General features: G+C 65.3%; 17 protein-coding genes. 5 read left to right on the top strand and 12 right to left on the bottom strand.

Annotation, left to right across the window (positions count from 1 at the left end; all coding sequences use genetic code 11):
• The first annotated feature begins 708 nt into the window (after nucleotides 1-708).
• Nucleotides 709-1,914, top strand: coding sequence for a CoA transferase (locus VGC77_RS03845; RefSeq protein ID WP_331170247.1), 1,206 nt, complete (start codon nucleotides 709-711; stop codon nucleotides 1,912-1,914).
• Between the two features lie 154 nt (nucleotides 1,915-2,068).
• Here the strand turns inward: VGC77_RS03845 and VGC77_RS03840 are convergent, their stop codons facing one another.
• The 4 genes from VGC77_RS03840 to VGC77_RS03825 form a co-directional block, all read right to left on the bottom strand.
• Nucleotides 2,069-3,124 (bottom strand): hypothetical protein, encoded by a 1,056-nt coding sequence (locus VGC77_RS03840; protein ID WP_331170242.1) that lies wholly within the window; start codon nucleotides 3,122-3,124, stop codon nucleotides 2,069-2,071.
• Between the two features lie 261 nt (nucleotides 3,125-3,385).
• Nucleotides 3,386-3,883, bottom strand: coding sequence for a TPM domain-containing protein (locus VGC77_RS03835; protein WP_331170241.1), 498 nt, complete (start codon nucleotides 3,881-3,883; stop codon nucleotides 3,386-3,388).
• A 2-nt stretch (nucleotides 3,884-3,885) separates the two neighbouring features.
• Nucleotides 3,886-4,758, bottom strand: a complete 873-nt coding sequence (locus tag VGC77_RS03830; RefSeq protein ID WP_331170246.1) for a YgcG family protein — start codon at nucleotides 4,756-4,758, stop codon at nucleotides 3,886-3,888.
• Nucleotides 4,759-4,783: 25 nt separating this feature from the next.
• Nucleotides 4,784-5,407: a LemA family protein gene (locus tag VGC77_RS03825; protein ID WP_331170240.1), complete on the bottom strand. Its 624-nt coding sequence runs from the start codon at nucleotides 5,405-5,407 to the stop codon at nucleotides 4,784-4,786.
• A 202-nt stretch (nucleotides 5,408-5,609) separates the two neighbouring features.
• Here VGC77_RS03825 and VGC77_RS03820 point away from each other — a divergent pair, with 202 nt between their 5' ends.
• The 3 genes from VGC77_RS03820 to VGC77_RS03810 are packed head-to-tail and all read left to right on the top strand — an operon-like array spanning nucleotide 5,610 to nucleotide 9,852.
• On the top strand, nucleotides 5,610-7,724 hold the full coding sequence (locus tag VGC77_RS03820) for a S9 family peptidase (protein ID WP_331170239.1): 2,115 nt from the start codon (nucleotides 5,610-5,612) through the stop codon (nucleotides 7,722-7,724).
• Between the two features lie 46 nt (nucleotides 7,725-7,770).
• The gene (locus tag VGC77_RS03815; RefSeq protein WP_331170238.1) at nucleotides 7,771-9,066 is read left to right on the top strand and encodes an O-acetylhomoserine aminocarboxypropyltransferase; all 1,296 of its coding nucleotides are present in this window, start codon (nucleotides 7,771-7,773) and stop codon (nucleotides 9,064-9,066) included.
• A gap of 3 nt (nucleotides 9,067-9,069) precedes the next feature.
• Nucleotides 9,070-9,852 (top strand): alpha/beta hydrolase, encoded by a 783-nt coding sequence (locus VGC77_RS03810; protein WP_331170237.1) that lies wholly within the window; start codon nucleotides 9,070-9,072, stop codon nucleotides 9,850-9,852.
• Nucleotides 9,853-10,054: 202 nt separating this feature from the next.
• Here the strand turns inward: VGC77_RS03810 and cbbX are convergent, their stop codons facing one another.
• The 3 genes from cbbX to VGC77_RS03795 are packed head-to-tail and all read right to left on the bottom strand — an operon-like array spanning nucleotide 10,055 to nucleotide 12,866.
• Nucleotides 10,055-10,975 (bottom strand): CbbX protein, encoded by a 921-nt coding sequence (cbbX, locus tag VGC77_RS03805; protein WP_331170236.1) that lies wholly within the window; start codon nucleotides 10,973-10,975, stop codon nucleotides 10,055-10,057.
• Nucleotides 10,972-11,397, bottom strand: coding sequence for a ribulose bisphosphate carboxylase small subunit (locus tag VGC77_RS03800; RefSeq protein WP_331170235.1), 426 nt, complete (start codon nucleotides 11,395-11,397; stop codon nucleotides 10,972-10,974). The genes cbbX and VGC77_RS03800 overlap by 4 nt, the downstream gene beginning before the upstream one ends.
• Nucleotides 11,398-11,408: 11 nt before the next feature.
• Nucleotides 11,409-12,866 carry a form I ribulose bisphosphate carboxylase large subunit gene (locus tag VGC77_RS03795; protein WP_331170234.1) on the bottom strand — a complete coding sequence of 486 codons (1,458 nt, stop codon included), beginning with the start codon at nucleotides 12,864-12,866 and terminating at the stop codon, nucleotides 11,409-11,411.
• Between the two features lie 168 nt (nucleotides 12,867-13,034).
• Between VGC77_RS03795 and VGC77_RS03790 the strand changes: the two genes are divergently transcribed.
• Nucleotides 13,035-14,003 carry a LysR family transcriptional regulator gene (locus VGC77_RS03790; protein ID WP_331170233.1) on the top strand — a complete coding sequence of 323 codons (969 nt, stop codon included), beginning with the start codon at nucleotides 13,035-13,037 and terminating at the stop codon, nucleotides 14,001-14,003.
• Between the two features lie 125 nt (nucleotides 14,004-14,128).
• On the opposite strand, the gene hemA is transcribed toward VGC77_RS03790, so the two are convergent.
• From hemA to puhC, 5 genes are read right to left on the bottom strand one after another with little or no spacing between them, the layout of a single operon-like run.
• Complete coding sequence (hemA, locus tag VGC77_RS03785; protein ID WP_331170232.1) at nucleotides 14,129-15,340, bottom strand: 5-aminolevulinate synthase; 1,212 nt, start codon at nucleotides 15,338-15,340, stop codon at nucleotides 14,129-14,131.
• Nucleotides 15,337-16,413, bottom strand: a complete 1,077-nt coding sequence (gene puhE, locus VGC77_RS03780) for a putative photosynthetic complex assembly protein PuhE (protein ID WP_331170231.1) — start codon at nucleotides 16,411-16,413, stop codon at nucleotides 15,337-15,339. Before puhE ends, hemA begins: the two co-directional genes overlap by 4 nt.
• Before the next feature lie 12 nt (nucleotides 16,414-16,425).
• Complete coding sequence (gene acsF / locus VGC77_RS03775; protein WP_331170230.1) at nucleotides 16,426-17,529, bottom strand: magnesium-protoporphyrin IX monomethyl ester (oxidative) cyclase; 1,104 nt, start codon at nucleotides 17,527-17,529, stop codon at nucleotides 16,426-16,428.
• A complete protein-coding gene (locus VGC77_RS03770) occupies nucleotides 17,529-17,825 on the bottom strand; it encodes a hypothetical protein (protein WP_331170229.1) in 297 nt (98 codons plus the stop codon). The genes acsF and VGC77_RS03770 overlap by 1 nt, the downstream gene beginning before the upstream one ends.
• Nucleotides 17,822-18,280, bottom strand: coding sequence for a photosynthetic complex assembly protein PuhC (puhC, locus tag VGC77_RS03765; RefSeq protein ID WP_331170228.1), 459 nt, complete (start codon nucleotides 18,278-18,280; stop codon nucleotides 17,822-17,824). The genes VGC77_RS03770 and puhC overlap by 4 nt, the downstream gene beginning before the upstream one ends.
• Nucleotides 18,281-18,289 lie beyond the last annotated feature (9 nt).

Raw genomic sequence — 18,289 nt, 5'->3', positions numbered from 1 at the left:
CCCGAAGGAAGCTAACACTCCCCGAAGGAAGCGATCTCCGAAGAGACCATGTCACTTCCCGGAGGAAGCAGCACCCCCAACCAAGGGAGCGTCGTATACCCTCATCCGACGACAAATCGCAACCGATAACTCTCGGCTGCTTTTCACTCATCTCGATGAGAGAAGCTAGAAGCGCGCTTAGTTCGTTTCGGCCAGGGCCAAAACAACGCCGCGTCCAGTGGCCGGTTTATAGTCCCGGGCTCTCCGGACTGTCAACACCGTTTCGAAGCGACGCGTCGAGAAAAATGAAACCCGCACGACAGTTCCGCGACGATTGCAAAAACCCGCAATTTTATTGACGAAGTTGCGCTGCGAGTTATCCACAACAGCACCGCGACGACGCCGTCGCGAGGGCCAAGCCGAAAAAATTTCGCGGAGTCACCACGTGAAATTCAGGCTGGAGCAACGCGCCAGCCGACAAATGTTTCCCGGCAAGGCTCGCGACGGCGAAAATAAATTTTCCGCATGACGTCCGCCCTCGCCGCAGCTCGCCGCAGCTCGCCGCCGCGCGCCGTTCGCCGTTCGCCGCTGCCGCGCACGATGATCGCCGCGGCGTTGCATCGCGCGGTCAACACGGGTCAAATGTCGGCGGGCGGCGACGCGGCCGCCGACCGCGCGCGCACCACTGCGACCGCCTCCAACAACAACAACCGCCGGGGACGATCCGACATGGACGACGGGATATTCGACGGCCTCAAGGTGCTGGACTGCGCCAGCTTCATCGCGGCGCCGGCTGCGGCGACGGTGCTGTCCGATTTCGGCGCCGACGTCATCAAGATCGAGCCGCCCGGCGCCGGCGATCCGTATCGCAACCTGCCGAAGCTGCCGGGCTATCCGCAAAGCCCGCATAACTACGCCTGGCTGATGGAATCCCGCAACAAGAAGAGCCTGGCACTCGATCTCAGCAAGCCGGAGGGCCAGGCGGTGCTGCGCCGGCTGGTGGCGGGCGCCGACGTCTTCATCACCAATTTTCCGCCGCTGGTGCGCGAGCGGCTCGGCGTCAGCTACGCCGATCTCAGCCCGCTGAACGAGCGGCTGATCTATGCCTGCTTCACCGGCTATGGCGACCGCGGCGCGGAGGCCAACAAGCCCGGCTTCGACAGCAACGCCTGGTGGGCGCGCTCCGGATTGATGGATCTGGTGCGCGCCGACGACGACACCACGCCGGCGCGCTCGATCGCCGGGATGGGCGACCATCCCTGCGCGATGGCGCTGTATGGCGCGATCGTCACCGCGCTGTATCGGCGCGAGCGCACCGGCAAGGGCGCCCACGTCAAATCCAATCTGATGGCCAACGGGGTGTGGGCAAGTAGCGTGCTGGCGCAGGCGAAACTGTGCGGCGCGACGTTTGACGAGCGGCGGCCGCGCGAACGCGCGCTCAACGCCATGGTCAATCATTATCGCTGCCGCGACGGCCGCTGGATCATCCTGTCGCTGCTCAACGAGGACAAGCAGTGGCCGGTGCTGGCGAAATGCCTCGGCCGCGACGACTTGATCGATGACCCGCGATTCGCCACCAAGGCCGCGCGTCACGCCCACTCGGTCGAACTGATCGCGATCCTCGACACGATTTTCGCCGCGCAGGATCTGGCGCAGTGGCGCGACCTTCTCGACGGCAACGGCCTGGTGTTCGGCGTGGTCGGCATCCTCGACGACATTCCGACCGACCGGCAGATGCTCGACAATGACGTGCTGGTGCCGTTCGAAAACGACACGCTGCTCACCGTCAACAGCCCGATCTGGGTCGAGGGCAGCGCCAAGGTGCAGCCGCGGCATCCGCCGGCGGTCGGCCAGCACAGCGACGAAATCCTGCGCGGCGCCGGCTTCGACGACGCGGCGATCGCGCGGCTGCGCGCGTCGGGCACGGTGGGCTGAGGCCCGCCTAATAATGCGCTTAACGAATCCGAGCGTTTGAGTTCGTCATTGCGAGGAGCTCTTGCGACGAAGCAATCCAGAGCTCGGTTTGCAGCCGCTGGATTGCTTCGCTGGTCGGCCGGCGCAAAGCGCCGTCCTCGGCTCACAATGACGCTCAGCGCGCGACGATCAGGCCGCGGCTGGTCACCACCACCCAGCGGCCGTCCTGGCGGCGGATCGCGTCGACCCGGCCGAGGCCGGGAATCGGATCGCCGGCATAGACTTCGAACATGCCCTGGCGGCCTTCGATCACCGCGGCGCCGTTGGCGACGTCGTGCAGCACCCAGCCCGGCACCGTCGGCAACCGCGCCAGCTCCGGCTTCGGCGGCTGGGCGGCGGCGCTGGTCGTCGCAGCCGCATTCGCATTGCTCGCAGCGAGCGAGCCGGTGGCGTCCTTCGCCGCAACCGGCGTGGCGGCGGGCGCCGCGGCCACCGGGGTCGGCGCCTTCAATTTGTCGACCGCGTCGCTCAATTTCGCGAGCTTGGTCGCGGCATCGGCCTGCGCCTTCTCCACCTTGTCGAAGCGGTCGCCGGTCTTGTCGGGCTTGTCCCCGGCCTTGCCGAGCTGCGCGATCTGCGCCGCGGTCTGCTTGGCGGAATGATCGACATTGCCCTTCAGCGCCGCGAGATCGGCGTCGAGCCGGGCGATCTGCTCGTTCAGCGCCTGGGTCTGCCTGGTCACGGCGCTGGTGTCCGCCACCGGATGGCCGAGGCTCGCGGTCGCCAACGCGCCGCCGAGCGCGCCGGCGATCGCCGCCACCGCGATCACCGCGGCCATCGCCGTGGCGCGGCGCTTGCCGAACAGGCCGCGCGGCGCCTCTGCGGAGGAGCGCTGTTCGCCGCCGATGCGGTCGTCCCAATCGCGCAGCGGCGACATGATGGTGATCTGGCCCGCGCGCGGCGAGGCGGCCGCGGCCGCCGCGTCCTTGGCGGGCTGGGTCGGGCCGCTGTGCTCCGGGACGAGATTGGGCGCGCCCTCGACATGGACGGGATCCGAATGCGGCTGATCCGACGCCGCCGAAGGCGCGGGTCCGGCAGCCGCGGCCGGCGGCGCGGCTTTCACCGGCTCGGTCGCGGCGGACGATGTGGCGGGAGTGGCCCCGGCCGGGGACGCCCCGCCGGCGATCGCACCATGGCTGGCTTCAACGCTGTCACCCTGCTCTGCACTCACGACGCATTCTCCAGTAAAGGTTGACCAATTAGTCACTTTGATAGTTGCGAAATGATTACCCTCGCCGCGGGTTACGAAAATTTTAGGATTTGTTCCGGGCCCATCGACGGCTCCGCGATTAGCCGGCATTGCTGGCCGAAATTTGTCGCCAAAGTGGCCATAGCGGTTTCGCGCGAAGCGGAGCCCGCTTCGCCTGAAGAAAACCCGTCAAATCAGGAATCGAGAGCTCCGGTTCCGATTCTATCAGAACCGGAAATAGCTCTAGATCACCACCGGACCGTCCGGCAGCTCGTTGGCATCATTGGCGTCGCCGGGGAAATGCGCGGCGAGGTGGCGGCCGATCGCCTGGATGCCGTTGACCGCACCCTGCTCGAAACGCCCGCCGCGGAAGTCGGCTTCGATCGCCTGGCAGATCGCTTCCCACTCGGCGGCGTCGACTTTGGCGTCGATGCCGCGGTCGGCGATGATCTCGACGTTGCGGTCGGCGAGCAGCACATAGAGCAGCACGCCGTTGTTGTGCTCGGTGTCCCAGATCCGCAATTGCGAGAACACGTCGAGCGCGCGTTGCCGCGCCGGCTGATCGGCAAACAGCGGCGCGCCGTCGAGCGCGCCTTCCACCACGAAACGGATCTGGCCGGCGTGCGAGGCCTCGCTGGCGCGGATGGCGTGTTCGATGGCGTCCAGGGTGCGCGGCGGGAACGCCTTCTGCACCCGCGAGCGGTTGGCCCAGAGATGCCTGCCGATGCGTTTGAGGCCCATGCTCACCAACTCCCCGAGGCGCCGCCGCCGCCGAACGAGCCGCCGCCGCCGCTCCAGCCGCTGTCGCTGGAGCCGCCCGACGACGATCCGCCGGACCAGCCGCCGCTGCCGCTGCCGCGACCATAGCCGCCGCCGGAGGTGAACGCGTCGCTGAACAGTGCGAACACGAATGACAGCAATGCGGCGAGCCCCGCGGTGATCAATGACGCGGCGATCAACCAGGCGATCACGCCGACCAGCCCGCCGGTCGCCACCGCGCCCAGCAGCCGGCCGAGCATCGCCCGCATGATGCCGCTCAGCGCCAGCGCGGCGATGATCAGCACCGGATTGAACAGCTCACCGGGGTCGAAGCCGCCCTCGCCCCAGTCGTGCTGCGGCTGCGGCACTGGCAGCGGCTCGCCGTCGATCACGCCGAGCATCTTGTCGATGCCGTCCTCGATGCCGCCGGCGAAATCCCCGGCTTTGAATTTCGGGGTGATGATCTCGTCGATGATGCGCTTGGCGGTGACGTCGTTGAGCGCGCCTTCCAGGCCGTAGCCGACCTCGATGCGCAGTTTGCGGTCGGCCTTGGCGACCAGCAGGATGGCGCCGTCGTCGATCTTCTTGCGGCCGATCTTCCAGGCCTCCGCAACCCGCAGCGAATATTGCTCGATCGCCTCGGGCTGCGTGCTGGATACGATCAGCACCGCGACCTGGCTGCCCTTGCGGGCCTTGAAATCTCTCAGCTTCTGATCGAGCCTGCCGATCGCCTCGCTGCTCAAGGTGGCGGTCTGATCGACCACCCGCCCGGTCAGCGGCGGCACCGCGACCTGCGCTTCGGCGGCAAAGCCGAAGCACAGCATCACGACGACCAGCAGGCCCTTGATCGCGCGCATCGCGGCCACGCCGCGTCGTCCGTCGCTACTTCGCCGGTGCGGGCGCCGCCGGTGCCGGCGGCGGATTGAAATCGACCTTCGGCGCGGTGGAGATCTCGTTTTCGTTGGCGACGGTGAAGTTGGGCTTTTCCTTGTAGCCGAACAGCAGCGCGGTGAAATTGGTCGGCACCGAGCGCACCGTGACGTTGTAGTCCTGCACCGCCTTGATGTAACGGTTGCGCGCCACGGTGATGCGGTTTTCTGTGCCCTCGAGCTGTGCCATCAGATCGCGAAACAGCGCGTCGGATTTCAACTGCGGATAATTTTCGGTGACCACCAGGAGGCGCGACAGCGCGCTGGAAAGTTCGCCCTGCGCGGCCTGGAATTTCTGGAACGCGGCGGGATCGTTCAACACCTCCGGCGTCGCCTGGATGCTGCCGACCTTGGCGCGGGCGTTGGTGACGCCGAGCAGCACGTCCTTTTCCTGCTGGGCGAAGCCCTTCACCGAATTGACCAGATTGGGCACCAGATCGGCGCGGCGCTGATACTGGTTGACCACTTCCGACCAGGTCGATTTGACCTCCTGGTCGTTGCTCTGGATGGTGTTGTAGCCGCAATTGGTCAGGCTCAGGGTCGCCAGCGCCGCCAGCATCGTCAACAATCTTCGCATTGATGTCTCCTCGCGCGGCAGCGCCGCGTTGCGCCGCAGAATAACAGAACTCGCCGGCCGGGGCTAATCCGCTTCGATGTCGCAGCGGCGGCCCCGGGGCTCCGTCGCAGAAGCCGGCTCAACCAGGATCGGCGGCTATCGCCGTCCGCCGCAAGGCGGTAAGGTCAAAACCCCGCCGAGCCACCAGCCCAAGAGAGACCGGATGACCCAGAGTCGCGATCGCCACACCCCGCCTGCCGCCCCGGTGGCGCCGCGACGCCCGCATCAATTCACCACCCACGGGATCACGCTCACCGACGACTATGCCTGGCTGAAGGATCCGAACTGGCAGGAGGTGCTGCGGGATTCCTCCGTGCTCGATCCCGACATCAGGAGCTATCTCGAGGCCGAGAACGCCTATACCGAGAGCCTGCTCGGCCACACCGCCGGCCTGCAGAAGACCCTGGTCGCCGAGATGCGCGGGCGCATCAAGGAGGACGACTCCAGCGTGCCGTCGCCGGACGGTCCCTACGCCTATATGCGCAAGTTCCGCGAGGGCGGCCAGCACGAGATGATCGCGCGCACCCCGCGCGACGGCGGCGAGCCGCATGTGGTGCTGGACGGCGACGAACTCGCCAAGGCCTCGGACTATTTTCGCTTCGGCGGCGCGCGGCATTCGCCGGATCACAGGCTCGAAGCCTGGAGCGCCGACGCCAGCGGCTCGGAATATTTTTCGATAAGGGTGCGCGACTGGGCGAGCGGCCTCGACCACGCCGAGGTGGTCGAGGCTAGCGACGGCGGCGTGGTGTGGAGTCTGGACTCCTCGGCGTTCTTCTATGTGAAGCTCGACGACAACCACCGCCCGATGCAGGTCTGGCGCCACAAGCTCGGCACGCTGCAATCCGACGACGCGCTGGTCTATGAGGAGGTGGACTCCGGCTGGTTCACCCATATTCATGAGAGCTCCTCCGGCCGGTTCTGCGTGATCGCCGGCGGCGACCACGAGACCTCCGAGCACTGGCTGATCGATCTCGCCGATCCCGCCGTAAAACCGCGGCTGGTCGCTGCGCGGCAAAGCGGCGTGCAATATTCGGTCGCCGATCGCGGCGAGCAATTATACATCCTGACCAATGCCGACGACGCCATCGACTTCAAGGTGGTCGTTGCGCCGCTGGCAGCACCGGCGCGCGCCAACTGGCGCGACCTGATCCCGCACCGCGCCGGGATCTACATTCTCGACGTCGAACTCTATGCCGGACACATGGTGCGGCTGCAGCGCGAGGGCGCGCTGCCCTCGATCGTGATCCGCGATCTCGCCAATGGCGAAGAACACGCCATCGCCTTCGACGAGGCGGCCTATTCGCTCGACACCATGGGTTCCTACGAATTCGACACCAGCACTCTGCGGTTTTCCTATTCGTCGATGACCACGCCATCGGAGGTCTACGACTACGACATGGCGACGCGCGAGCGGGCGCTGCGCAAGCGCCAGGAGATTCCCTCCGGCCACAATCCGGCCGACTACGTCACCACCCGGATCATGGCGACGGCGCATGACGGCGCCGAAGTGCCGGTGTCGATCCTGCACCGCAAGGACCTTGCGCGCGACGGCAGCGCGCCGCTGCTGCTCTATGGTTATGGCTCATATGGCATGGCGATGCCGGCGTCGTTCTCCGCGAATAGATTATCGCTGGTCGATCGCGGCTTCGTCTATGCGATCGCGCATATCCGCGGCGGCGCCGACAAGGGCTGGGGCTGGTATCTCGACGGCAAGCGCGAGAAGAAGACCAATTCGTTCGACGATTTCGCCGCCAGCGCGAAGGCGCTGATCGCCGCCAACTACACATCGGAAAAACGCATCGTCGGCCATGGCGGCAGCGCCGGCGGCATGTTGATGGGCGCGATCGCCAACCGCGCCGGCGACTTGTTCACCGGCATCGTCGCCGAAGTGCCCTTTGTTGATGTGCTGAATACCATGCTCGACGACACGCTGCCGCTGACGCCGCCGGAATGGCCGGAGTGGGGCAACCCGATCGCCAGCCAAGCCGACTTCAAGACGATTCTGTCCTACTCGCCCTACGACAATGTCGCGGCGAAAATCTATCCGGCAATTCTGGCGATGGGCGGATTGAGCGATCCGCGCGTCACTTATTGGGAGCCGGCGAAATGGATCGCGCGATTGCGCGCCACCATGACCGGCGGCGGTCCGGTGCTGCTGCGCACCAATATGGGCGCCGGCCACGGCGGCGCGTCGGGGCGTTTCAACCGGCTCGACGAGGTCGCGATCGTCTACGGCTTCGCGTTGTGGGCGGTGGGATTGGCCGATCAGCCGGCGTAAACACTGCCCCAGGTTTGCCGCAAGTTTTTTTGCACGAGTTTTGCCGATGCCCGCACCCAAACCACCCGGTTTCGAGACCCTCAGCCTGCACGCCGGCCAGCGCCCCGACCCGCTCACCGGCTCGCGCGCCGTGCCGATCTATCAGACCACGTCCTATGTGTTTCAGGACGCCGATCACGCCGCGGCGCTGTTCAACCTCGAGCGCCCCGGTCACATCTACACCCGCATCTCCAATCCAACGACCGCAGTGCTAGAAGAAAGGCTCGCCGCGCTGGAAGCCGGCGTCGGCGCGGTCTGCACCGCGAGCGGCATGGCGGCGCTGCATCTGGCCATCGCCACGCTGCTCAATGCAGGCGATCACATCGTCGCCTCCTCATCGCTCTATGGCGGCACCATCAACCTGCTCGCGCATACGCTGCCGCGCTTCGGCATCACCACGACGTTCGTGAAGCCGCGCGACCTCGACGGCCTCGCCGCGGCGATCAAACCGAATACCAGGCTCGTGATCGGCGAGACCATCGGCAATCCCGGCCTTGAAGTGCTGGACATTCCGCGCGTGTCCGCGATCGCGCATGAGGTGAAGATCCCGCTACTCATCGACAACACTTTCGCCACGCCCTATCTGTGCCGGCCGATCGAGCACGGCGCCGACATCGTGATGAACTCCGCGACCAAATGGATCGGCGGCCACGGCATCGCGATCGGCGGCGCGATCGTCGACGGCGGCCGCTTCGACTGGCACGGCTCCGGCAAATTCCCGACGTTGACCGAGCCTTATGCCGGCTATCACGACATCGTCTTTGACGAGCAGTTCGGCCCGCCGGCCTTCATCATGCGGGCGCGGATGGAAGGGCTGCGCGATTTCGGCGCGTGCCTGTCGCCGACCAACGCCTTTCAATTGCTGCAGGGCGTCGAAACGCTGGGACTGCGGATGGATCGCCACATCGCCAACACCCAAGCGGTGATTGCGTTTCTTGCCGCGCACAAGGCGGTCGACTGGGTGCTGCATCCCTCGCTCGACACTCACCCCGATTACGAACTGGCGAAGCAATTGCTGCCGAACGGCGCCGGCTCGATCGTGTCGTTCGGCATCAAGGGCGGCCGCGCCGCCGGCAAGAAGTTCATCGAGGCGCTGCGGCTGACCAGCCACCTCGCCAATGTCGGCGACGCCAAGACGCTGGTGATTCATCCGGCCTCGACCACTCACCAGCAGATGAGTGCCGAGCAGTTGCAAGCCGCCGGCGTCGGCGAGGAGTTAGTTCGGCTGTCGGTCGGGCTGGAGTCGGCGGCCGACATCACCGACGACCTCGGCCAGGCGCTGCGCGCCTCGCAGAAAGGTTGAGCGATGCGGATTGAGGTCAACGGCATCGACACTTTCGTGGCCACCGGCGGCGCGCCGTTCGATGCCGCGTTGCCCGCGGTGGTGCTGCTGCACGGCGCCGGCTTCGATCATTCGGTGTGGGCGCTGCACAGCCGCTGGTTCGCGCATCACGGCTTCAGCGTGCTGGCGCCCGACCTGCCCGGCCACGGCCGCTCGGCCGGCGCGGCGCTGACCAGCATCGGCGAGATGGCGGACTGGACCGCGGCGCTGATCGCCGCCGCTGGTGCGACGACCGCCGAACTGATCGGCCACTCGATGGGCTCGCTGATCGCGCTCGACACCGCGGCGCGGCACCCGGCGCGGGTCTCGGCGCTGGCGCTGATCAGCACCACCAGCGCGATGACGGTCGGACCCGATCTGTTGAAGGCCGCCGAAGCCGACAGCCGCGACGCCATCGCCATGATGACGATCTGGGGGCTCGGCTATGCCGCCGAGCTCGGCGGCAATCTCGCGCCCGGGCTGTGGATGCATGGCGGCGCGCTGCGCGTATTAGAAAACAACAAGCCTGGCGTGCTGTTCGCCGATCTGTCGGCCTGCAACAATTATCACGGCGCGCTCGAGGCGGCGGCCAAAGTCAGCGTTCCGGTCACGCTGATTCTCGGCGAACGCGACATGATGACGCCGCTCAAGTACGGCAAGGCGCTGGCGGCGGCATTGCCGCAGGCGCGCGTGGAAGTGCTGCGCGGCGCCGGGCATTCGATGATGGTCGAGCGACCGGACGAGGTGCTGATGGCGCTGCGGGGCTGACGCGCGAAACCCGCATTTCTGCAGTGAGTCCGAATTGGTCATTCCGGGGCGCGCGTGGCGAAGCTGGAAGCGGACCCGGAATCTTGCTCCGGGTGTTTGAGTTAAGCGTGCGTTGCAGATTCCGGGTTCGCTCGGGCTGCCGCCCTTGCGCCCCGGAATGACAGCGTATGGCGCGGGGCTCGGCATGTGGTGCGGGCTGAGCTTACGTCTCCCCCATGCCCTTCTCGAACACCCGGCTCGCCAGCACGTCGGAAGCCTCCAGCGTCATGATGTCGTCGGCGGTGAGCACGCGATCGAGATCGGAGACCAGCCGGTTGGCCTGGCGCAGGCGGATCCGGTCGAGCGCGTTGCGGATCGAGCGGGCGTTGGAGAACAACGGCTGGGTTTTGCGCAGGGCGATGTAGCGCACGAACGCCGCCTCAGCGTCGGCAGAGAACTTGTAGTTCTGCTCGGTCAGCATCAGTTCGGCGATCGACAACAGTTCGTCGTCGGAATAATCCGGGAAATCGATGTGATGCGCGATCCGCGAGCGAAAGCCGGGATTGGAGGCGAAGAATTTGTCCATCCGGTCGCCGTAACCGGCGAGAATCACGACAAGATCGTCGCGCTGGTTTTCCATCACCTGCAGCAGGATCTCGATCGCTTCCTGACCGTAGTCGCGCTCGTTGTCGGGGCGATACAGATAATACGCCTCGTCGATGAACAGCACGCCGCCCATCGCCTTTTTCAGCACCTCCTTGGTCTTCGGCGCGGTGTGGCCGATATATTGCCCGACCAATTCGTCGCGCGTCACCGACACCACATGGCCGCGGCGCACGAAGCCGAGCTTGTGCAGGATCGCCGCGATGCGCAGCGCCACCGTGGTCTTGCCGGTGCCGGGATTGCCGGTGAACGACATGTGCAGCGTCGGATTGCCGGTCGCCAACCCCATCCGCTTGCGCAGCCGCTCGATCAACAACAGCGCGGCGATCTCGCGAATTCGCGTCTTCACCGGCTTCAGCCCGATCAATTCGCGATCGAGCTGATCGAGCACCTCGCCGATGCCGACCTCGTTGAATTCCTTTCGGAGATCGACCGCGGTTTGCACCGCGGCCGTAGTGTCGGGGATCGCGGCCTCGTTCATGATCCACCGTAGCGTCGGCCCTCGGGACGATCGACTGCGTAGGCCTTGGTGGTGTAGCGCATGTTGCGGCCGTCGGATTCCTGGCGCTCGAGCCGGAAGCCCGGCTCTTCCTTCGGCCGGTTGACGATGAACGACAGCCGCACCGATTCCCAGCCGTGGCTGGAATCGAACGCTGACAGCCGGATGTAACGGTCGCCATAGATCTTGCGGCACTCGTTCAATTCCATCAGCACGCCGGCGGCGTCCTGCAAGTCGAACATCGGCAGCCCCCACATTTCCCAATAGGTGTTGCGGGGGTGCGGATCGTCGGTGAATTCGATGTTCACCGCCCAGCCCTTGCCGAGCGCGTATTGCACCTGCGCGGTGATCTGCTCATCGGTGAGATCGGGCAGGAACGAAAAACAACCCTGGGTCACTCGCATGGTCCTGCTCCTTACATCGAGACGCTGGGGGTGGGCGCGTAGTCGGGCATGTCGGTGGATTCGTAGTTGAAAGTGACGTTCTTCCAGGTCTCCAGCGCCGCCTTCAGCGGCGTGCAAGTCTGCGCCGCCTTGGCCAGAATCTCCGGGCCCTCGTGCAGATAATCGCGGCCTTCGTTGCGGGCGAGGATCATCGCTTCCAACGCCACGCGGTTGGCGGTGGCCCCCGCCTGAATGCCCATCGGATGGCCGATGGTGCCGCCGCCGAACTGCAGCACCACGTCCTCGCCGAGATGATCGAGCAGCTGGTGCATCTGGCCGGCATGGATGCCGCCCGAGGCCACCGGCATCAGCTTGTTCAGGCTCGCCCAGTTCTGGTCGAAGAACACGCCGTGTTCGAGCTGCGCCGGATTGAAGTCCTCGCGGCAGATGTCGTAATAGCCGCGGGTGGTCGCCGGATCGCCTTCCAGCTTGCCGACCACGGTGCCGGCGTGGATGTGATCGACGCCCGCGAGCCGCATCCATTTGGCGATGATGCGGAACGAGACGCCGTGGTTGCGCTGCCGCGTGTAGGTCGAGTGGCCGGCGCGGTGCAGGTGCAGGATCATGTCGTTCTTGCGCGCCCATTTCGCCATCGACTGGATCGCGGTGTAGCCGATCACCAGGTCGATCATGATGATCACCGAGCCGAGCTGCTTGGCGAATTCGGCGCGCTCGTACATGTCCTCCATGGTGCCGGCGGTGACGTTGAGATAGGTGCCCTTGATCTCGCCGGACGCCGCCTGCGCCTTGTTGACGGCTTCCATGCAATACAGGAAGCGCTCGCGCCAATGCATGAACGGCTGCGAATTGATGTTCTCGTCGTCCTTGGTGAAGTCGAGACCACCTTTGAGCGCCTCGTACACCACGCGGCCGTAATTGCGCCCGGACAGCCCGAGCTTCGGCTTCACGGTGGCGCCGAGCAGCGGCCGGCCGAACTTGTCCATGCGCTCGCGCTCGACCACGATGCCGGTGGCCGGGCCCTGAAACGTCTTCACGTAGGCAACCGGCAGCCGCATGTCTTCGAGCCGCAGCGCCTTCAGCGGCTTGAAGCCGAACACGTTGCCGATGATCGAGGCCGACAGATTGGCGATCGAGCCGTTCTCGAACAGATCGAGGTCATAGGCGATGTAGGCGAAATACTGCCCGGGCGAATTCGGCACCGGATCGACGCGATAGCATTTGGCGCGATATTTTTCCGCCGCGGTCAGCCGGTCGGTCCACACCACTGTCCAGGTCGCGGTGGAGGATTCGCCGGCGACCGCCGCGGACGCCTCGATCGGATCGACGCCGTCCTGCGGCGTGACCCGGAACAGCGCGATGATGTCGGTGTCCTTCGGCTCGTAGTCGGGCTCCCAATAGCCCATTTTCTTGTATTCCATCACCCCGGACTTGTAGCGGTCCTTGCCACGTATCGTGACTGACTCGTTCATGGCGCTCTCCTCTGTGGCGTTTCTGGCGGTCCTGCGGATCGGGGATCGTCGTCGCGGTGGGCTGCCGCGACGGCGGTTGCAATCCGGCGGGATGGGTTGGGAGGAGATTGACGCGCTCCGCTAAATAAGGGAAATTTCTTTATCTTCGGCTTCGTGAAAGTTTATCTTATGGCAAAGCTGTTCCGCACGGTTTCCATCCGGCAGTTGCGGGCGCTGGCGGCGCTGGCCGGCAGCGGCAGCATCACCGCCGCCGCCAACAAGCTGCACCTCACCCAGCCGGCGGTGACGCTGCAGCTGCGCAACCTGCAGGCGCTGGCCGGGCTGCCGCTGATCCAGCGCAAGAGCGACGGCATGAGTTTGACCGACGCCGGGGTCGAGGTGCTGGCGTTGTGCGACCGCATCGAGGCGGCGATCGCCGCCTGCGAAACCTCGCTCGACATGATCGCCGGCAAGACCGCCGGGCGGATCTCGATCGGCGCGGTCTCCACCGCGAAGTACTTCGTGCCGTTCGCGATCTCCGGGTTTCAGAAGCTGCACCCGCATATCGACGTCAAGCTGTCGATCGGCAACCGCCAGGAGATCGGCAACGCGCTGAAGGGCTATGAGCTCGACATCGCGATCATGGGCCGGCCGCCGATCGGCATCGACATGGACGTGCATCTGATCGGCGACCATCCGCACGTCATCATCGCGCCGACCGCGCATCGGCTGGCGCGCAAGCATCGCATCGAACTCGCCGAGTTGGCCAAGGAGACCTTCCTGACCCGCGAGCCGGGCTCGGGCACCCGCAGCCTGATGGAGCAATTGTTCGAATCCGCCGGCATTCGTCCCACCATCGGCATGGAGATGAGCAGCAACGAGACCATCAAGCAGGCGGTGATCGCCGGGCTCGGCATCGCCTTCCTATCGGCGCACACCGTGGCCACCGAACTCGACGAGCGCCGGCTGGTGATCCTCGACGTGGTCGGGCTGCCGGTGGTGCGGCAATGGTTCGTGCTCAGCCGCAAGGACAAGGTGCTGCTGCCTCCGGCGCGCGCGATGCAGGAGTTCCTCAGCGCCAAGGGCGCGCAGTTTCTGCCGCGCACCCAGGGCCGGATGCGGCTGACCCGAACCTCAGCCAAGCCGAAGCGGGGTTGAAGCCGCGCGGCAAGGTCCCGTCTGAGCATATGACCGCACGCAAAAACAAGCGTCCCCGACAGCGGCGGCTGTCGGGGACGCTTTTGCTTGACGACGGGCGGCGCCGCAGCGCCGCGCGAAAAAACTTACGCGGCTTTGGCGAGCCCGAGTTCGGCCCAGATTTCGGTCAGCGCCTGCACCAGATTCTCAATGTCAGCGTCGGTGTGATGCGGCGACGGCGTGATCCGCAGCCGCTCGGTGCCGCGCGGCACGGTCGGATAATTGATCGGCTGCACATAGATGCGGTAACGGCTGATCAGGGTGTCACTGATCTGCTTGCAGCGCACCGCGTCGCCGACCATCACCGGGACGATGTGGCTGGGATTGGCGATATGCGCCACGCCGGCCTGGTCGAGCCGCTTGCGCAGCCGCGCCACGCGGTCCTGGTGCCGCTCGCGCTCCGCCGAGCTCGCCTTGAGATGGCGGATGCTGGCCAAGGCGCCCGCCGCCACCGACGGCGGCAGCGAGGTGGTGAAGATGAAGCCGGAGGCGAAGCTGCGGATGAAATCGCAAATCGTCGCGGAGCCGGCGACGTAGCCGCCGACCACGCCGAACGCCTTCGCCAGCGTGCCTTCGATCACGGTGAGCCGATCGCTGAGGCCCTCGCGGTCGGAGACGCCGCCGCCGCGCGGGCCATAAAGCCCGACGCCGTGGACTTCGTCGAGATAGGTCATGGCGTGATATTTGTCGGCGACGTCGCAGATGTCGGCGATCGGCGCGATGTCGCCGTCCATCGAATACACCGACTCGAAGGCCACCAGTTTCGGCGCCTGCGGATCGAGCTCGGCGAGCTTGCGCTCGAGGTCCTTGACGTCGTTATGGGCGAAGATCTTGGTTTCGGCGCGGCTGTGCCGGATGCCCTCGATCATCGAGGCGTGGTTGAGCTCGTCCGAAAGGATCACGCAGCCCGGCATCCGCGACGCCAGCGTCGACAGCGAGGCCATGTTGGAGACGTAGCCGGAGGTGAACAGCAGCGCCGATTCCTTGTGGTGCAGGTCGGCGAGCTCGCGCTCCAACAGCACGTGGTAGTGGTTGGTGCCGGCGATGTTGCGCGTGCCGCCGGCGCCGGCGCCGCATTGCTCGAGCGCCTCGTGCATCGCGGCCAGCACCGCCGGGTGCTGCCCCATGCCGAGGTAGTCGTTCGAACACCACACCGTCACATCGCCGACGCCGTCATGGCCGTGATGCTTGGCGTGCGGAAAATTGCCGGCCTCGCGTTCGAGGTCGGCGAACACCCGATACCGCCCCTCGCGGTGCAGGCCGTCGAGCTGCCGGCGGAAATACGCTTCGTAATTCATGAAGTCCTCCCGTTGACCGTTACCGCTGGCTCCGTGGCAAGCCCGATGCGCGCCGTCGCCAGCTCGCCGCGGGGATGTTGCTCCAGAAAGGTCTGGCGGAACTGATCCTCGAGGCGCTGTCGGGCGCAGGCGCTCTTGGCCTTGGCCGGAAGCTCTTCTTTTCTGACGTTGGGAACCACCACCAGTTGCGGCTGGCCCGTCCTGCTCTCGGGGCTGGCCTGCGGCACCTCCGCGACCTCCACGGCGGCGCGATGAACGGGCGGGACGGCAGTGTTATTGACGGGATTCGGTTCCATGATGTTGTTCTCCGGCGGAAAACTCGACCGCATGCCCCAGCCCCACAGCGTCATCGCAGGCAGCGGCAGCAGCATAAACCAATGCTCGACAACGCCGAGCGCGAACAGCGTGGACACCAGCGTCAGGCCGACGACGTCGGCGGGCGTCGTCGACACTTCGACGATCCGCTGGATCATGATCACCAGCACGGCGGTGGACAGCGTGACGGAGATCGGGAAGAACGCACTCACCGGCTTGCGCGCAAAATAGGTTCGCAAGAACTGCACGGCATCCGGCATCAACTCCGCATTGGTGACCGGAACCCCGAGAAACAGATTGATCTTGGCGCTCTGCCGCAGCACCAGAAGTGCGGCATAGGTCCACAGCCCGACCTGGTTCGGCGCGCTCCAGGTGATCGCCAGCACCAGACCGCCGCAGGTCAGCAACGACACTTCGTGATAGATGATGGCCTGCAGCGCGCGGCCGAACCGATGCAGGCCGGTGGCGCCGGCCGGACAGGGTTCAGGCCGCGGCCCGGTCAGCCAGCCCGACAAGAACACGATCTCCTGCGCCGCCCACAGGCAGATGATGCAGCTGAAGGCCATATAGGCCGCAGCGACGCTGGTATCGGTCGCGGTCACCGAGAGCCCGCACAGGCCGATGGTCAAGAGGCCGCCGGCGCAGACCCCGCGCAAACTCCGGGAATTTCCCAGGCTGCCGACGAGCAGCAACACGGCCCCAGTGCTGAACCACCAGACAAACGCCGCGAAAACTGGTGGACCAAGGTACAGAGCCATGTCCGCGCTCCCTCACCAAGCCGGCCGCAGGCCGATTTCGCGAGGCAATTCGTTCCGCTTGGCCGGCAGCAGGAACATCCGGCCGAAAGTCAAGGCCGCCGCTGCCGCCAACAGCGGCCGCTTCAGCCTGCCGATCAGCCCGCGCTGCGCCCGGCTGTCTTCGATCTTGGTCGCAATCCGGTACAGCCGGTCGAGTCCCGCCATGAACCGCGGATCGTCGAGATTGAGCGTCACCGGGAACACCTGCCGGGAGATCTCGGTGGTGATACGGAACACCTGCATGTCGTAGTCCGACGGCTCCATGCCGAGCGCCTCGTGGAACGCCGGGCGCATGTGATCGCGCACATACATCGTGGCGAACACCGCCAACACGAAGAACCGGATCCACAGCTTGTTGACGCCGCGCAGCAGCGACGGATCGGCGCGCATCAACAGTGCGAAGGCTTCGCCGTGGCGGAACTCGTCGTTGCACCAGCTTTCGAACCAGCGGAAGATCGGATGGAACTGGCGTTCTGGATGCCGCTCCATCTGCCGGAAGATGGTGATGTAGCGGGCGTAGCCGATCTTCTCCGACAGATAGGTGGCGTAGAAGATGAACTTCGGGCGGAAGTAGGTGTACTTCTTCACCTTGGTGAGGAAGCTGAGATCGACGCCGATGCCGTGATCTTTCAGGATCTCGTTGATGAAGCCGGCGTGGCGCGCCTCGTCGCGGCTGAGATAGCCGAACAGCTCCTGGATTTCCTTGTTCTTGATGCGCTTCTTGATTTCCGAATACAAAACGCAGCCGGAGAATTCCGCGGTCAGCGAGGAGACCAGAAAGTCCTTGAATTCCTTGCGCAGTTCCGGCGGCAGCCGGTCCAGATCGTAGTTGAACTCGTCCTGCTTCTTGAAGTGCGATTTGTTGTAGTCGGCGCGCAGCTCCTTGATCATCGCGTTCCACTCGGAACGCACCAGGCTGACGTCGAGGCGGTCCATCGCCTTGTAATCGGTGGTGTAGAATCGCGGCGTCAGGATGGTGTCTTCGCGCGCGATGTTGAGGCTGTCTTCGCTGCCTTTGATCGCCGGCCGGGAGCTGGGTCGGAGACCGCCTTGGGTGCCGCCTTCCATTGGAATCATCAAACCCTCCCGTTTGAAAAACTGACTTCGTATAACTCGGTCAATTCCAGGTAGCCTTCGAGTCGCGCGCGCAGACCTTCGAACAAGCCGGCGCGAACCACCGTCGCCGTGCGTCGCACGACGATGCGTTCGCCGAATCCGATGGCGGTCGGCGCGTCATGCACGGTGACCTCGTCACCGGGCCGAATCTCGATGTCGCCGTCAAGAATGACGTGGGCATGCAGCGATTCCGACGTCTGCTCGATTTCCACCGTGCAGGGAACCTCGAAGCTTGTGCGTTTCCCGAACAGGCTCATTTCGAGCCTTCCTTTTTATTCATTAAGCGCGCGAAGGCGGCCAGATTGCTGGAGCCGAACGCGTTGAGATCGATCTGCTTGTTGTTGGAAGTATCGGTCAAAGTGATCTGGCCGTTGACGTGGCGGGCCAGCTGAAACGGCGGCTGCCGGCCGACATTGGCCAGATGCCGCTCGCGGGCCAACCCGCGCATCACCACGCGGACGAAGCCGTTGCTGCCCGGCGGAAGCGAGTCGAGCAGCTGGTGATCGGCCGCGTTGTAGACCAGGACGGAGCCGTCCTGGCCGTCTTCGAACTGCAGATCGAGGCTCTCCACAATCGCCGGAGGCGTCATCTGGACCCGGCCGATCCCGGTGACGCGCGATGCCGTCGCGGCAAACAGCGCAAACACCACGAGTGCGCCGGCTGCGACCAGCGCCCCCTTCGGAATTTTCAGATCGTGAGCGGCGTCGTCCATGGGCGTCTC

The sequence above is a fragment of the Rhodopseudomonas sp. genome, assembly GCF_036404135.1.
Lineage (GTDB): Bacteria > Pseudomonadota > Alphaproteobacteria > Rhizobiales > Xanthobacteraceae > Rhodopseudomonas_A.
This window is presented reverse-complemented; position numbering and strand designations above follow the sequence as displayed.

What these genes read in the sequence shown, in the direction of transcription:
- hemA (WP_331170232.1), bottom strand. Translation starts at nt 15,340, where the DNA reads ATGAATTACGAAGCGTATTTCCGCCGGCAGCTCGACGGCCTGCACCGC.
- VGC77_RS03770 (WP_331170229.1), bottom strand. Translation starts at nt 17,825, where the DNA reads ATGAGCCTGTTCGGGAAACGCACAAGCTTCGAGGTTCCCTGCACGGTG.
- puhE (WP_331170231.1), bottom strand. Translation starts at nt 16,413, where the DNA reads ATGGCTCTGTACCTTGGTCCACCAGTTTTCGCGGCGTTTGTCTGGTGG.
- VGC77_RS03825 (WP_331170240.1), bottom strand. Translation starts at nt 5,407, where the DNA reads ATGCGAAGATTGTTGACGATGCTGGCGGCGCTGGCGACCCTGAGCCTG.
- VGC77_RS03830 (WP_331170246.1), bottom strand. Translation starts at nt 4,758, where the DNA reads ATGCGCGCGATCAAGGGCCTGCTGGTCGTCGTGATGCTGTGCTTCGGC.
- VGC77_RS03795 (WP_331170234.1), bottom strand. Translation starts at nt 12,866, where the DNA reads ATGAACGAGTCAGTCACGATACGTGGCAAGGACCGCTACAAGTCCGGG.
- acsF (WP_331170230.1), bottom strand. Translation starts at nt 17,529, where the DNA reads ATGATTCCAATGGAAGGCGGCACCCAAGGCGGTCTCCGACCCAGCTCC.
- VGC77_RS03815 (WP_331170238.1), top strand. Translation starts at nt 7,771, where the DNA reads ATGCCCGCACCCAAACCACCCGGTTTCGAGACCCTCAGCCTGCACGCC.
- VGC77_RS03810 (WP_331170237.1), top strand. Translation starts at nt 9,070, where the DNA reads ATGCGGATTGAGGTCAACGGCATCGACACTTTCGTGGCCACCGGCGGC.
- VGC77_RS03800 (WP_331170235.1), bottom strand. Translation starts at nt 11,397, where the DNA reads ATGCGAGTGACCCAGGGTTGTTTTTCGTTCCTGCCCGATCTCACCGAT.
- VGC77_RS03845 (WP_331170247.1), top strand. Translation starts at nt 709, where the DNA reads ATGGACGACGGGATATTCGACGGCCTCAAGGTGCTGGACTGCGCCAGC.
- VGC77_RS03820 (WP_331170239.1), top strand. Translation starts at nt 5,610, where the DNA reads ATGACCCAGAGTCGCGATCGCCACACCCCGCCTGCCGCCCCGGTGGCG.
- VGC77_RS03790 (WP_331170233.1), top strand. Translation starts at nt 13,035, where the DNA reads ATGGCAAAGCTGTTCCGCACGGTTTCCATCCGGCAGTTGCGGGCGCTG.
- cbbX (WP_331170236.1), bottom strand. Translation starts at nt 10,975, where the DNA reads ATGAACGAGGCCGCGATCCCCGACACTACGGCCGCGGTGCAAACCGCG.
- VGC77_RS03835 (WP_331170241.1), bottom strand. Translation starts at nt 3,883, where the DNA reads ATGGGCCTCAAACGCATCGGCAGGCATCTCTGGGCCAACCGCTCGCGG.
- puhC (WP_331170228.1), bottom strand. Translation starts at nt 18,280, where the DNA reads ATGGACGACGCCGCTCACGATCTGAAAATTCCGAAGGGGGCGCTGGTC.